Here is a 14,796-nt window from a genome sequence, read left to right as displayed (position 1 = left end):
CAAAAGTAAAGGCCGGTCTGCCGGCCAAGACCCGAAATTCGGTCCTAGCCATTGTACGCAGACCGGCCGCCCGCTCACGGACGCCGGCGGCTCTCAAGCCGCCGCCGGCGCCCTGCGGGGAGGATTTCAGTCCTCGAGGTCGACCTCGCGGACCATGTCAGCGCCGATCCCGGCCTTGATCGCGTCAAGGACCTGCTGGGGAACGGAGCTGTCGATGGTCAGAAGGGCGAGCACCTGGCCGCCTTCTGCCTGGCGTGCCACCTGCATGCCGGCGATGTTGATGTTGTTCATGCCCAGGATGTGGCCGATCGTGCCGATCACGCCGGGGCGGTCCGAGTAGGCCACCACCACGAGGTGCTCGCTGATCGGGATCTCCACCTCGTAGCCGTTGACGCCCACGAGCTTCTGGATCTGCTTCGGGCCGGTGAGGGTTCCCGCGACGGAGATCTGGCTGCCGTCGCTGAGGGCACCGCGCAGGGTCAGCACGTTGCGGTAGGACTCGGTGTCCGGCGTCGTGATGAGCCGGACGTTGATGCCGCGCTGTTCGGCGATCACCGGGGCGTTGACGTAGGAGACCTGCTCGGTCACGACGTCGGCGAAAATCCCCTTGAGGGCCGCGAGTTCCAGGACCTTGACGTCGAGGGAGGAGATCTCGCCGGCCACCTCGATGTCGAACTGCGTGAGGGAGGCGTGGGTCAGCGCGGTGAAGATCCGGCCGAGCTTTTCGATCAGCGGGATGCCCGGGCGGACGTCTTCGGCGATGACGCCGCCGGCGACGTTGACGGCGTCCGGGACCAGTTCGCCGGCCAGCGCGAGGCGCACGGACTTGGCGACGGAGACGCCGGCCTTCTCCTGGGCTTCGTCGGTGGAGGCGCCCAGGTGCGGGGTCACCACGACGTTGTCGAGCTTGAAGAAGGGCAGGTCGGTGCTGGGCTCCTTGTTGAAGACGTCGACGCCGGCACCGGCGATGTCGCCGGCCTGGAGCGCGGTGTAGAGGGCTTCCTCGTCCACCAGGCCGCCGCGGGCGACGTTGATGACGTAGGCCGTGCTCTTCATCTTCTTGAAGGCGTCGGCGCCGAGCATGCCGACGGTCTCCGGAGTCTTGGGCATGTGGATGGTGATGAAGTCCGACTGCGCGAGGAGCTCATCGAGGGTCACCAGCTGGACGCCGAGCTGGGCGGCCCGGGCGGAGGTGATGTAGGGGTCGTACGCGAGGATCTTGGTGTCGAAGCCCTTGAGGCGGGCGGCCACCAGGGCGCCGATCCGGCCGAGGCCGATGATGCCGATCTTCTTTTCGAAGAGTTCGATGCCGGTGTACTTGGAGCGTTTCCACTCCCCGTCCTTGAGCGCGGAGCTGGCCTGCGGAATGTGGCGGGCGAGGCTCAGGATGTGCCCGACCGTCAGTTCGGCGGCGGAGACGATGTTGGAGGTCGGCGCGTTGACCACCATGACGCCGGCCTGCGTGGCGGCCTTGATGTCCACGTTGTCCAGGCCCACGCCGGCACGGGCGATCACCTTGAGGTTCTTGGCGGCGGCGATGGCTTCGGCGTCCACTTGGGTGGCGGAGCGGACCAGGATCGCGTCGACGTCGGCGATCGCGGAGAGCAGCTGGGAACGGTCGGAGCCGTCAGTCTGGCGGATTTCAAAGTCCGGGCCGAGGGCCTCGACTGTGGCGGGTGAAAGTTCCTCAGCGAGGAGTACGACAGGTTTGGTGCTAGTCACCGGTGACCTCTTTAGCTCTCTTGTGTATCTGGTGGGGATTTTGGTGAATCAGGTGGTGCTGGTGAGACGGGTGGTGCTGGACAGCAGGGAAGCCGGACCCCCAGGAAAAAGGTGTCCGGCTCCCCTGCCGGGCAATATTTAGCGGGCCGCGGTCTAGCGGGCTGCGGAACCTTCGACGTAGTCCGCGTCCTGCTGCTGCCAGGCGAACAGGGACCGCAGTTCGCGGCCCACGGCCTCGATCGGGTGCTGCTCGGCCTTGGCACGCAGCGCCTTGAACTCGGGAGCGCCGGCGTCCTGGTCGTCGATGAAGCGCTTGGCGAAGGCGCCGTCCTGGATGTCCTTCAGGACTGCCTTCATGTTCTCCTTCACCTCGGGGGTGATGACGCGCGGGCCGGAGACGTAGTCGCCGTACTCTGCGGTGTCCGAGACGCTCCAACGCTGCTTGGCGATGCCGCCTTCCCACATGAGGTCAACGATGAGCTTGAGCTCGTGAAGCACCTCGAAGTAAGCGATCTGTGGCTGGTAGCCGGCCTCAGTCAGGGTCTCGAAGCCGTACTGGACCAACTGGGACACGCCGCCGCAGAGCACAGCCTGCTCGCCGAAGAGGTCCGTTTCGGTCTCTTCGGTGAAGGTGGTCTTGATGACGCCGGCGCGGGTGCCGCCAATGGCCTTGGCGTAGGACTTGGCCAGCTCCCAGGCGGAACCGGTGGCGTCCTGCTCAACGGCGATGATGTCCGGGATGCCGCGGCCGGCTTCGAACTCGCGGCGCACGGTGTGGCCGGGAGCCTTCGGGGCGATCAGGATGACGTCAACGCCCTCCGGTGCCTTGATGTAGCCGAAGCGGATGTTGAAGCCGTGGGCGAAGGCGAGGGCCTTGCCCGGGGTCAGCTTGTCCTTGATGGAGTCGTTGTAGATCGAGCGCTGGTACTGGTCCGGCGCCAGGATCATGATGACGTCGGCCCATTCGGCAGCGTCTGCGACGTTCTTGACCGTGAAGCCTGCGTCCTCGGCCTTGGCGATGGACTTCGAGCCTTCCTTGAGCGCGATGGCAACCTCGACGCCGGAATCGCGCAGGTTCAGCGCGTGGGCGTGGCCCTGGGAGCCGTAGCCGACAATGGCAACCTTGCGACCCTGGATGATCGACAGGTCTGCGTCGTCGTCGTAGAACATTTCAGTCACTTGCGTAACTCCTCTTGAGTGGTTTTTCGATGTTGTCTGTGGTGCTGCGGTTTGGGACGCAACGCTCGGCCAGGCAGTTGCCTGCGCCGTTACTTGCTTATGCGCTGCGTAAGGCCCTGTCACTCATGGAGCGGGATCCCCGCCCAACGGCCAAGGTGCCGGACTGCACGATTTCGCGGATGCCGAAGGGCTCAAGCACTGACAGGAGTGCCGTGAGCTTCTCGGGGTGGCCCGTTGCTTCAATGACCACCGACTCTGTGGAGACGTCGACCACTGAAGCGCGGAACAGGTCTGCAGCCTGGGTGACCTGCAGGCGTGTTGCGGCATCCGCACGTACCTTGACCAGGATGTGGTCGCGCTGTACGGAAGATTCTGAGGTGAGCTCGACGATCTTGATCACGTTGACCAGCTTGTTCAGCTGCTTAGTGACCTGTTCGATCAGCTCGCCGTCGGCGTCGACCACGACGGTCATCCGGGACATGCCCGGGACCTCGGTGGGGCCGACGGCCAGGGAATTGATGTTGAAGGCCCGGCGGGCGAAGAGGCTGGCGACGCGGGTCAGCACACCGGGCTTGTCTTCGACCAGAACGGACAATGTGTGGCGGGTCATGTTCAGTCCTCCTCTTCCCATTCCGGGGTCATGTTGCGGGCAACCTGGATCTGGTCGTTGCTGACCCCCGAGGGGACCATCGGCCACACCATCGAGTTGGGGCTCACGACGAAGTCGATGACCACGGGGCGGTCATTGATCTCCAGGGCCTTCTGGATGGTGGCGTCGATGTCCTCGTCGCGTTCGCAGCGGAAGGCAGCGCAGCCGTAGGCGTCCGCCAGCTTGACGAAGTCCGGAATGCGGATCGTGTCATGGCCGGTGTTGAGGTCGGTGTTGGAGTAGCGGCCCTCGTAGAAGAGGGTCTGCCACTGCCGGACCATGCCCAGCGAGGAGTTGTTGATGATGGCAACCTTGATCGGGATCTTGTTGATCGCGCAGGTGGCCAGTTCCTGGTTGGTCATCTGGAAGCAGCCGTCGCCGTCGATCGCCCAGACCACGCGGTCGGGTTCACCCACCTTGGCGCCCATGGCCGCCGGTACGGCGTAGCCCATGGTGCCGGCGCCGCCGGAGTTCAGCCAGGCGTGCGGGCGTTCGTACTTAATGAACTGCGAGGCCCACATCTGGTGCTGTCCGACGCCGGCGACGTACACACCCTCGGGTCCGGTCAGGGCACCGATGCGTTCGATCACGCGTTGCGGGGCGCTGAGGCCGTCCTCGGGTTCGGTCCAGCCAAGCGGGTAGGTTTCCTTGAGGTTGTTCAGGAATGCCCACCAGTTGGTCAGATCCGGGGTGCCGAAGGCTTCGAACTGCGTGCGCAGGGCCTCGCTCAGTTCCGGAATGATCTCCTTGACCGAGCCAACGATCGGGACGTCGGCCGTGCGGTTCTTGGAGATCTCCGCCGGATCGATGTCGGCGTGGATGACCTTGGCGTTCGGGGCGAAGGACTTCAGGACGCCGGTCACCCGGTCATCGAACCGTGCGCCGAGCGTGATGAGGAGGTCGGACTGCTGCAGGGCGGTCACGGCGGAAACGGTGCCGTGCATGCCCGGCATGCCAACGTGCTGCGGGTGCGAATCCGGGAACACGCCGCGGGCCATCAGGGTGGTCACGACGGGTGCGCCGGTCAGCTCGGCCAGTTCGCGCAGCTCGGCCGAGGCGTGGGCCTTGACCACACCGCCGCCGACATAGAGCACGGGCTTACTGGCGGCGGTGATGAGCCGGGCGGCCTCGCGGACCTGCTTGCTGTGGCCGCGCAGCACCGGCCGGTAGCCCGGCAGATCGATCTTGGGCGGCCAGGAGAACGTCATCTGGCCCTGCTGGGCGTCCTTGGCGACATCGACGAGGACGGGACCCGGGCGTCCGGTGGAGGCCAGGTGGAAGGCCTCGGCCATGACGTGCGGGATGTCGTTGGGGTCGGTGACCAGGAAGGAGTGCTTCGTGATCGGCATGGTGATCCCGACGATGTCCGCTTCCTGGAATGCGTCCGTGCCGATCACCCCGCTGGACACCTGGCCGGTGATGGCCACCATCGGCACGGAGTCCATGTGGGCATCCATGATGGCGGTGACGAGGTTGGTGGCGCCCGGGCCAGAGGTGGCGATGCAGACGCCAACCCGTCCGGTGACCATGGCGTAGCCTTGCGCGGCGTGGCCGGCTCCCTGTTCGTGACGGACCAGAACGTGGTTCATTTTGGAGGCCATCAAGGGGTCATAGGTGGGCAGGATCGCGCCACCGGGCAAACCGAAAATGTCCTGGACGCCGAGTTCTTCGAGCGAGCGGACAATTGCTTGCGAACCGGTCATAACGGTCGGGGGTACGACGTTGTTCGGTCCGAGGACAGGAGAGACGGCAGCAGTGTCGACGCCGGCGTCAGCCGGACGTTCGACGCGATCCGGAGCCTTGTGGGCTCCAGCGGACTTTGTGGCCATCAGCGAGGGGCTGATCGGCGATCCTTTGCTCATCGGACTCTTCCTTTGTGGATCTTCGGTGATCGTGGAACTTCTTGGGTCTTGCGTGGTGCTGGTGCTGCGGGAAATAAAAAAACCCCTCAGCCGAGTGGCTCTTCGAGGGGTTGCGCGTGACGGTTCGTTACCAGTCGGGCTAGTCAGCCACGCGCTTGGTAAGTACGACGACGGATGCACCGGCGGTAACGATCTCGATCATGCGTTCAGTTTTCCCTCTGAGTGAGACAAGTGTCAACGAGCCGGGCACCTGTCTCACTATTTGGACAACGCTGTCCACTGGATGAACGCCACCCCAACTAGCTCGCAGTTATTGGCCGTTATGCCCGCTCATAACGGCCACAAGTGCGAGCTAGTTGGGTTTAGCTGTTCAGCGTGCGCTACCCGCAGTACGCGCCGGTGGAGGCGCTGTGGACTAGCTTGGCGTACTTCGCGAGAACGCCCTTGGTGAACTTGGCCGGCAGGGGTTCCCAGCCGACCTTGCGGGACTCGAGCTCGGCCTCGTCGACCAGGAGGTCGAACGTGCGGGCCGCGATGTCCACCCGGATCCGGTCGCCGTCCTTGACGAACGCGATCGGGCCGCCGTCGACGGCTTCCGGTGCGACGTGGCCGATGCACAGGCCCGTGGTGCCGCCGGAGAAGCGACCGTCGGTGAGTAGCAGGACGTCCTTGCCCAGGCCCGCGCCCTTGATGGCGCCGGTGATGGCGAGCATCTCGCGCATGCCGGGGCCGCCCTTGGGGCCTTCGTAGCGGATGACGACGACGTCGCCCTTGTGAATCTCGCCCTTGTCCAGCGCGTCCAGGGCGCCCTGTTCGCGTTCGAACACGCGGGCGGTGCCTTCGAAGACGTCCGCGTCGAAGCCGGCGCTCTTGACGACGGCACCCTCGGGGGCCATCGAGCCGTGCAGGATGGTGATGCCGCCGGTCTTGTGGATCGGGTTGTCCATGGCGCGGAGCACTTTGCCGTCCGGGTCCGGCGGGTTGATCGCGGCGAGGTTTTCCGCGACGGTCTTGCCGGTGACGGTGAGGCAGTCACCGTGCAGCAGGCCGGCGTCGAGCAGGGCCCTCATGATGACCGGCACGCCGCCGATCTTGTCGACGTCGGTCATCACGTAACGGCCGAACGGCTTGAGGTCGCCCAGGTGCGGGATCTTGTCGCCGATCCGGTTGAAGTCGTCCAGGGTCAGCTCGACCTCGGCTTCGCGGGCGATGGCGAGCAGGTGCAGCACGGCGTTGGTGGACCCGCCGAAGGCCATGGTGACGGCGATCGCGTTCTCGAAGGCCTTCTTGGTCATGATGTCCCTGGCGGTGATGCCCAGGCGCAGGAGGTTGACCACGGCTTCGCCGGACTTGTGCGCGAAGGCGTCGCGGCGGCGGTCCGCGGAGGGCGGCGCGGCCGAGCCGGGCAGGGACATGCCCAGGGCCTCACCGATGCACGCCATGGTGTTCGCGGTGTACATGCCGCCGCAGGCGCCTTCGCCCGGGCAGATGGCCTTTTCGATGCGGTCCAGGTCCTCGCGGCTCATCTTCCCGGCGGCGCAGGCACCGACAGCCTCGAACGCGTCGATCAGGGTGACTTCCTTCTCGGAGCCGTCCTCGAGCTTGACCCAGCCGGGCATGATCGAGCCGGCGTAGAGGAACACGGCTGCGAGGTCCAGGCGGGCCGCGGCCATCAGCATGCCGGGCAGGGACTTGTCGCACCCGGCCAGCAGGACGGAGCCGTCGATCCGCTCGGCCTGCATGACGGTCTCGACGGAGTCGGCAATGACTTCGCGGGAGACGAGGGAGAAGTGCATGCCCTCATGCCCCATGGAGATGCCGTCAGAGACGGAAATGGTGCCGAACTGCATCGGGAACCCGCCGCCGGCGTGGACGCCTTCCTTGGCGCCCTGGGCGAGCCGGTTCAACGAAAGGTTGCAGGGAGTGATCTCGTTCCACGAACTCGCCACACCGATCTGGGGCTTGGCGAAATCGTCATCGCCCATGCCGACCGCCCGGAACATACCGCGCGCGGGCGCGGCGTGGATTCCATCGGTAACGACCCGGCTGCGGGGCTTGATGTCCGGCTTGGTGTCTGCTGCTGTTTGGGTGTCCTGACTCATGGCTCAAAGTCTAGGGGTCCGCCCCGGACCCCAACGACCCCATGAGGGAGCGTTAAGCGGAAAACCGGGAATATTTCGATCAAATAGTGGACTCTCATCTCACATGATGAAATCCGCGGCCGCTTGGCCGCGGATTCGGTGAGCCGCGTCACGCTGTTGCGGAGCTTCGGCGACAGCTTGGGCCTCGGCCTTCAGCATCGCCAGGACCTGCTGGATGGTGGTCCTGGCCGCGACGTCGGGACGGGCGAGGGCAACAATGCTGCGGTTGGCCTTTACGCCTTCGAGCGGGCGCAGCACGAATCCGCGGTCCTGGTTGCTGACAGCCGTGTACCGCGGCAGCAGGCTCAGCCCGTGGCCGGCGCTGACAAGGGCTTCGAGCACACGCAGATCGGGGAACTGCTGGGCGCGGACGGCCTGCGAGCCGGCCCGCAGCTCAATCTGGCGCAGCACGGTATCGAAGGGAAAGCCCTCGGGAACGCCCATCCAGGGGAAGCCGACGACGTCCTCGGCGCACAGCGTGGCCTTGGCGGCCAGCGCGTGCCCCGCGGGCAGGGCCACGTCCAGGGGTTCCTCCAGCAACGGCACCACGGCCAGGCCCTGACCGCCGAAGACTTCGGGACCGTCGACGCTGTGGGCCAGGACGATGTCGTAGTCCGCGGTCAGCCCGGCGAACCCGGCAACGCCGGGATCCTCGAAGTGCGCTTCGAAGCGGAGGCCCTCGATGGCCTTGACCCGGTGCAGGAGGCCCGGGAGGAACATCTCCGCGGCGCTGGGAAAAAAGGCTGCCACAACCCGCGTCTGCCAGCCCCGCCGGTAGGTGTCGATGGTTGCCTCGGCCCGTGCCATGGCGGTGGACACCTCGGCAGCAGCGCCGGCCATGGCCAGGCCAGCCTCGGTGAGCCGCACTCCCCTGCCGGACTTTTCCACCAGGACCACACCCAGTTCTTCCTGCAGGGTTTTGAGCTGTTGAGACACAGCCGACGGCGTCACGTTCATGGCCTCGGCGGTGGCGCCTACCGTGCCGCGGTCGGCGAGTTCGCGCAGAATCCGCAGTCGCTTGAAATCCATGAGGCGAGGCTACACGGCGGGCCCGGGTCGTTTTCGGTTTCCGGCCAGCTCGCGGGGCCGCCCGTGCCCTCCCGGCAGGCGGCCGTGTCGGCCCCGGGAAGGGTGGACAGCCGGCTTGGCCCGGACGTACCGTCAAGCATCGGCAACCGTGCCTCATGGACTGAATCTCATGGACTGAATATGGACTGAAAGGCTCTGCTATGGACTGGATTGTCTGGCTCGTCGTCATCATCGTGGTGGTCGCTGTGGTCTGGGCCGTGCTCAACCGCAATAAGAGCCGCACAGGCACAGGGTCCACCTCCGCCGGAACCACCAGCACCGGCGGCTCATCCGGCACGTCGGCCGGTTCGACGGCGGCGGGTGCCGGACCGGCGGGCGGTGCGATGGCGGCGCCAGCGCCAGAAGCGATGCAAACACCTGAGGCGCCCTCGGCGGCGATGCCGCCGGCCGAGATGGCTGCACCGGAGAACCCTGCGCCGCAGGCCACTGCAGAGAAGATGACCCCCGCTCCCGAACCGGCAGCGCCCCCGACGATCGAACCGGCCGCGGGCGCAGCCACGGCAGGCGCGCCGGAAGCCGCCGGCGTTGCGGACAGCACCGAGTGGGAGACCCAGTGGTCCGAGACCGCCGCACCGGCCGATGCGCATGCGGCCACGACCCACCACGAACCGGCCCACGCTGCGCACGTTCCAGGAGTTGCCGCCGAAACTCCGACAGCCGCCGAACCGGCGGCTGCTGCCGGGCCTCCGGTGCACCATCCCGAATACACCGAGCCCCACTCGCCGACACTGCCCGGAGCTGAGACGGCAGCCGCGGAGGCGGCCGACAATGAAGGCGCCAACGTCAGCGCCGGCAGCACTGCCCCTGGTGTTGCGAATGCCACCGGCGCCGCCGCCGCAGCGATGCCCGCCGCAGCGATGCCCGAGGCGCCCGGCCCCGCGACAGGAGCAGCACCAGCGGCAGCGCCCCTTGCCGACATGGAGACCACGCAGATGGCCGCCTCGTCCGCGGCAACGGAGGCTTCCGCAAGCCACACGACCGAGCCCACGGGCCACCTCGCTACTGACCAGCCCTACGGCGAGGGATCGGCGGCCCCGGCGGCCGACGGCAGCGGACCGGAAAGCTTCACCGTCAAGGGCAACGCATCGTCGATGACCTACTACGAAGACTCCAGCCCGGCCTACGAAGAAGCCCGGGCAGAAGTATGGTTCGTCTCCGCAGCACACGCCGAAGCCGCCGGATTCCGGCCGCCCCGCCGGACGCGCCAGTAGCAGCCGGCCCGGTTCCTACAACTTTCGCCTTGCTGCTCCGCCATGTCGTGGTCAGGGCAACAGCCCTCGCCGTTGCCCTGTTTGTCTCAAGCGCCTGCACCGGCGGCGGTGCCTCCTCTCCCACGCCCCCGCAATGGGGCGGCCCTGCCACGGGCGCGCCGGGGACGGCGGGTGAGCCCACGGTGGCGGAGCGGATTGACGGCCTGCAGTTGCCGTGGTCCACGGTCTACCTGCCGGACGGCACCGCCGTCGTCTCCGAACGCGACACCGCCCTGCTACGGACCATCAACGGCGGACAACTGGGCACCCTCGGCAAGGTGCCCGGCGTCGTACCCGGCGGCGAAGGCGGCCTCCTAGGCCTTGCCTTGTCCCCTGACTTCGCGACGGACCACTACCTTTACGCATATTTCACCGCGGCCCAAGACAACAGAATCGTCCGCATGCGGCTCGAGGACCGCGGCGGGCGGTGGGAACTGGGCGCCCCGGAGACTGTTTTCACGGGGATTCCTAAAGCTGGCACGCACAATGGCGGACGGATCCGTTTCGGTCCCGACGGCTTTCTGTATGTGGGAACCGGCGATTCGCAGCGCCCGGAGCAGCCGCAGGACAGCAGGGCCCTCGGCGGGAAGATCCTCCGACTCACCGCCGATGGCCGGCCGGCGCCCGGAAACCCTTTCGGCGAGAACCCGGTCTACAGCCTGGGCCACCGGAACGTGCAAGGACTCGCCTGGGACAGCGCCGGCAGGCTGTGGGCCAGCGAATTCGGCCCCGATGTCAACGACGAGCTCAACCTGATCGTGCCCGGCGGCAACTACGGCTGGCCGGACGTGACGGGCGCACCGCACCGCACCGGCTTCCTGGACGCCAAAGTCGTGTGGCCGTCGACGGCGGATTCCTCGCCCAGCGGGCTCGAAATTGTCGGCAACACCGCCTACCTGGGCGCCCTGCGCGGGCAAAGGCTGTGGGCCGTTCCCCTCAAGGGCGAATTCGCCGGCGATCCTGTGAGCTATTTCACAGGAAAGTACGGTCGGATCCGGAACGTTTCACTCGCCCCCGACGGCCGCCTGTGGCTCCTCAGCAACGGCGAAAACCCTGATTTTGCGCTGATTTTGAACCTTCACGCCTAGCTCGATTCCTCCCCCGCGCCTCGATTTCACACCGCGGCCAAACTCGTGTAGAGTTTCATGTCGTTGCGGAGAACAACGGGGAAAGAAAAAGCCCCGATGAACAAGAACAACAGATGCACCTCTAGCTCAACTGGCAGAGCAATTGACTCTTAATCAATGGGTTCCGGGTTCGAGTCCCGGGGGGTGCACCACCAAGAAACCCCGTCTTCGCAGGCTTAGCGGCCTGCAGGGCGGGGTTTCTTTTTGCCGTAATCCCTCCGAGGCGATATTTTGTCATTCCTCCGGACATGGGGGACGCTCCAGAGGAACAACTGGCAGAGACGAACGTTACTTCTTCCGACACGCCGGGTGCCGGGAAGGCCCCTGAACAGGGCTGATAGGCTCCTCCTTTGGAGTCAGGGGACTCTGGCCACTTATCGGACTATCCCAAGGATCAGCTCCCATGGACTACAGCGTCGCCCGAGCACGGGCACGGACTGCGGAAGACAGCCTGCGGCTACAGGAACCAGTCTCCATGCGCTCCATCCAGGCCCACCTGGAGTCCGCCAGGGGGCGCCGGATCGTCATCAAGCCCATCGACAACACACCCACGGACAAGGTCTGCGGCCTGTGGTTCGGACTGGACGACCTGGATCTCATCCTCCACGCCAAGGCGGCATCGGAGGTGCACCGCCAGCAGATCGTGCTGCACGAGTTCGCCCACATGATCCTCCGCCACGAGCAGGAGGACCTCTCGCACGACTACGCCAAGACCTTCTTCCCGGACCTCGGCCCGGAGCGCGTCGTCTCGGCCCTGAAGCGCACCGATTTCTTCAACGAGCTCGAGGTAACTGCCGAACTCCTTGCCGACCGGCTGGCCTCCCGCATCCGCCGCTCCTACCGGCGGCCGGACGCGGAGCCGGGCAACTTCGGGGCGGTCTTCGGATGATGCAGTTCCTCATGGCCGCGGCACTCTTCCTCTTGGCCGGGGCCCGCATTCCCGCCCTGGTTCGCAACCGCACCGACCTGGTGTTCTCCTGCGCCGTGTACGGAGCCATGGGCTCTTTGCTCATGTCCCCGATTGTCTACGTCCCCGTAGACACAGCCCTGGGCGGGATGAACCTGGTCAAACTGATCCTGAACTCCCTGATGATTATCTCCCTCTGGTATCTGCGCCTCGCCGCATACGCGGCCATCGCCCCGGAAGCCGGCGGTCGCCGGTCCTGGTGGACACGCACCCTGCCTCTGACGCTCACGCTGACCCTGCAAAGCGCGTTCTTCCTCCTCACAGGACCCACCATCACGACTCCCGCCTGGGGCATCTACGAGGACCGCTTCCCGGCCCTCCTGTTCTCACTGATGCTCACCCTCTTCATCTGTTCGATGAGCGCGGAAATTGCCGTGATCTGCTTCCGCTACGTCCCGCGTATGAGCCGCTCGTTCCGAGTCGGCTTCTCCATGCTGGGCGCCGGCTGCATCATGGGTTTCCTGGTGATGGCCGAGATGTGTCTCTCCCTGCTGGCCCGACACCTGACATTCCTGGCCATACTGGTCAGGCCTGATTTCCCTTACCATCAGCTGGAGCTGGCCGCGACCGTCCTGGCCGGCGCCGGACTCACGATCCCGGCGGTCGCCGGCAGGGGCGCCCGCAAAAAACTGCACCGCTGGAACACCGAAACCCTCGCGCGCGTCGAGTCCATCTGGGCCAAAGCGCTGCAGAACACTTCTCTTGACCGGACCCTTGAGGCCGACCCCCAGGCGCCGGTACAGGACCGGCTGCACCGGATGGTTGTCGAAATCCGGGACGCTGAACTCGCTGCGGGCACCTCGGCGACCTTCCTGACCGCGGAGGAACGCAGCTACCTGCTCTCCGTCGAAGCAAAGCTCCATGTCGCCCCTGCCCTGGCATAACCTGCGGCAGCTACAGAAAGCCCCCATGCACCTCCTGACGCACCCGACCCGCCGAACACGCCCGAGCGGTACGGACATGTACGGGATCTATCGGAACATGGTCCTCTTCGATTTCAAGACTGAAATCCATTCGGGCTTCTTCGTCGCTTACTACCGCAACTTCGCTATCCCCTCCACAGCGAGGACCCTGGCGGCGACCGGGGAGATGAAATCCCGGCCGATGAAGCGCTCCTACGACACCGGCATCGTCCTCCACGAGATCATCGCCAACGGGTTCGAGCACGAACGCAGCCAGGCCATGATCGAACTGCTCCGCCGGGTCCACAAAGGGGTGCCCGGCACCCCGGACGACTTCGTCTACGTCCTCATGACCTTGCTCGTCCTGCCGCTGCGCTGGACCGAACGTCACGGCTGGCGCCGGCTGACCGGGCTGGAGAGGCAGGCCGCCACGGACTTCTACGCCGAACTGGGCCGGCAGATGGGGCTCGAAGGCATCCCAGCCACCTTCGCGGAGGCGGAACGGTTCCTGGACGAGTACGAGGACCGGAACATGGGCCCGACCCCCGAGGGCTCGATGCTGCTCAATGCGACCGTCGCGGCCTTCGCCAGCCGTATCCCCACCCGGCTTCGCCGGTTCACCCCGACCATCTTGGCGCTGATGATGGACAAACCCGAGGTCGCTGTTGCCCTGGGCCTGAAACCCGCCCCGGCAGCGCTGCGCGTACCGTTCAACGCGGTGCTGCGGTTCCGCTCCCTCAAGGCTAGGCGGTGCCCCTTGCCAACCGCGCCCATATTTGTGCCGGGAAGGATGAACGTCGTGGCATACCCGGACGGATACACCCTGGACCAGATCGGCCCCTGGGGGAAATCAGCCAACGTCTGAGGCTCGGGGCAGCCCGGGCCCGAGCCGCATCCGCTGACCGGTTAGCCCTTGCTGCCATCCGGTGCGGGATCACTCGTCTTCGCAGGCTTAGGGGCCCGCGGGGCCGGGTTTTCTTTTTTGTCCGCTAAGCTTCCCTCATTTCGCGGCCGGCAGGGTCGTTCCCGCCCGGTCGCCAACGGCGCCGTCGGCGGTGATGCCGAAGACCTGCAGGAGGACGTCCTTGTCGCGCTGGATGTCGGTGACCGTGACGGACCGGGCCGACTTGTAAACGCGGCCGGCAGGGAACCCGTTCACGGCCACACCCCAGGAGTCAGCCGTAGGGTCATTCGATTCCCACGTGACCTTCACCTGGGTGCCGTCAGCGGAGACGACCTCGGCCTTGACGTTGGTCGGCGGGACCGGGCGCACGCCCCCTGGTCCCGGGCCCGTGCCGACGTGCACCGGGGTCTTCAGGATGTCGGCGCTGCCGAGCGGGTTAGAGACCCGCAGGATCATCACGCCTTCGAACGGCCGGGCGTAAACGTGCTTGAGGATCGGCGACTGGGTGGTCGTGTCGTAGGTGCCGTCCCCGTCCAGGTCCCACTCGTACTTGCCGATGACGCCCTCGGAGGATGAGGCGTCGAAGTTGATCTCCTGGCCGGGCCTGGCCCAGTAGGCGTTGATCGGCAGTCTAGCTACGACGTCGATCCGGCTGCCGCCCAGGGGCATCGTGTTGATCTGCAGGGCCCCGCCGGCGGCCTGGCTGGGTTGGGCCTGGCTGGGTTGGGCTTGCCCCGTTGGTCCCTGGCTGGGTTGGGCTTGCCCCGTTGGTCCCTGGCTGGGTTGGGCTTGCCCCGTTGGTCCCTGGCTCGCAGACGCCTGGCTGGCGGGTGCGGAGCTGCTCGGTGCCGTTGCCGGGACCTTGGACTCCGACGGCGGGCTCACGGCAGGTGTTGCCTGTCCCGGCTCGTGTGCGCAGCCTGTGGCCAGCATCAGTAATGCCACCGCGGTGGTCCAGCAAATTGCCCGGCACAGCCCCATGAAATCCCCCATTGACCGATCCT

General features: G+C 66.2%; 12 protein-coding genes and 1 tRNA gene. 6 read left to right on the top strand and 7 right to left on the bottom strand.

Features of this window, described 5'->3' with window-relative positions; genetic code table 11:
* Positions 1–126 precede the first annotated feature (126 nt).
* The 6 genes from serA to ACVWZ7_RS18325 all read right to left on the bottom strand — a co-directional run bounded on the left by serA (position 127) and on the right by ACVWZ7_RS18325 (position 8,582).
* Positions 127–1,722, bottom strand: a complete 1,596-nt coding sequence (gene serA, locus ACVWZ7_RS18350) for a phosphoglycerate dehydrogenase (RefSeq protein WP_456508677.1) — start codon at positions 1,720–1,722, stop codon at positions 127–129.
* Positions 1,723–1,875: 153 nt separating this feature from the next.
* Entirely contained in the window at positions 1,876–2,901 is a 1,026-nt protein-coding gene (gene ilvC, locus ACVWZ7_RS18345; RefSeq protein ID WP_091253334.1) for a ketol-acid reductoisomerase, read from the bottom strand.
* A gap of 97 nt (positions 2,902–2,998) precedes the next feature.
* Positions 2,999–3,511, bottom strand: coding sequence for an acetolactate synthase small subunit (gene ilvN / locus ACVWZ7_RS18340; protein ID WP_018773531.1), 513 nt, complete (start codon positions 3,509–3,511; stop codon positions 2,999–3,001).
* Between the two features lie 2 nt (positions 3,512–3,513).
* A complete protein-coding gene (locus ACVWZ7_RS18335; RefSeq protein ID WP_091253335.1) occupies positions 3,514–5,412 on the bottom strand; it encodes an acetolactate synthase large subunit in 1,899 nt (632 codons plus the stop codon).
* 380 nt (positions 5,413–5,792) lie between these two features.
* The gene (gene ilvD / locus ACVWZ7_RS18330) at positions 5,793–7,514 is read right to left on the bottom strand and encodes a dihydroxy-acid dehydratase (RefSeq protein ID WP_116766546.1); all 1,722 of its coding nucleotides are present in this window, start codon (positions 7,512–7,514) and stop codon (positions 5,793–5,795) included.
* 99 nt (positions 7,515–7,613) lie between these two features.
* Entirely contained in the window at positions 7,614–8,582 is a 969-nt protein-coding gene (locus tag ACVWZ7_RS18325) for a LysR family transcriptional regulator (RefSeq protein ID WP_116766545.1), read from the bottom strand.
* A 200-nt stretch (positions 8,583–8,782) separates the two neighbouring features.
* On the opposite strand from ACVWZ7_RS18325, the gene ACVWZ7_RS18320 reads away from it, so the two are divergent.
* The 6 genes from ACVWZ7_RS18320 (at position 8,783) to ACVWZ7_RS18295 (ending at position 13,753) form a co-directional block, all read left to right on the top strand.
* Positions 8,783–9,853, top strand: coding sequence for a sunset domain-containing protein (locus ACVWZ7_RS18320; RefSeq protein WP_456508676.1), 1,071 nt, complete (start codon positions 8,783–8,785; stop codon positions 9,851–9,853).
* Between the two features lie 29 nt (positions 9,854–9,882).
* Positions 9,883–10,980, top strand: coding sequence for a PQQ-dependent sugar dehydrogenase (locus ACVWZ7_RS18315; protein WP_456508675.1), 1,098 nt, complete (start codon positions 9,883–9,885; stop codon positions 10,978–10,980).
* 115 nt (positions 10,981–11,095) lie between these two features.
* Positions 11,096–11,171 (top strand) — tRNA-Lys (locus ACVWZ7_RS18310).
* Positions 11,172–11,422: 251 nt separating this feature from the next.
* Complete coding sequence (locus tag ACVWZ7_RS18305; protein ID WP_456508674.1) at positions 11,423–11,908, top strand: hypothetical protein; 486 nt, start codon at positions 11,423–11,425, stop codon at positions 11,906–11,908.
* Complete coding sequence (locus tag ACVWZ7_RS18300; RefSeq protein ID WP_456508673.1) at positions 11,905–12,870, top strand: hypothetical protein; 966 nt, start codon at positions 11,905–11,907, stop codon at positions 12,868–12,870. The genes ACVWZ7_RS18305 and ACVWZ7_RS18300 overlap by 4 nt, the downstream gene beginning before the upstream one ends.
* Positions 12,871–12,895: 25 nt before the next feature.
* The gene (locus tag ACVWZ7_RS18295) at positions 12,896–13,753 is read left to right on the top strand and encodes an oxygenase MpaB family protein (RefSeq protein ID WP_456508672.1); all 858 of its coding nucleotides are present in this window, start codon (positions 12,896–12,898) and stop codon (positions 13,751–13,753) included.
* Between the two features lie 135 nt (positions 13,754–13,888).
* On the opposite strand, the gene ACVWZ7_RS18290 is transcribed toward ACVWZ7_RS18295, so the two are convergent.
* Positions 13,889–14,461, bottom strand: a complete 573-nt coding sequence (locus ACVWZ7_RS18290; protein ID WP_456508671.1) for a PKD domain-containing protein — start codon at positions 14,459–14,461, stop codon at positions 13,889–13,891.
* Between the last annotated feature and the right edge of the window lie 335 nt (positions 14,462–14,796).

The organism is Arthrobacter sp. TE12232 (genome assembly GCF_054062615.1).
This window is presented reverse-complemented; position numbering and strand designations above follow the sequence as displayed.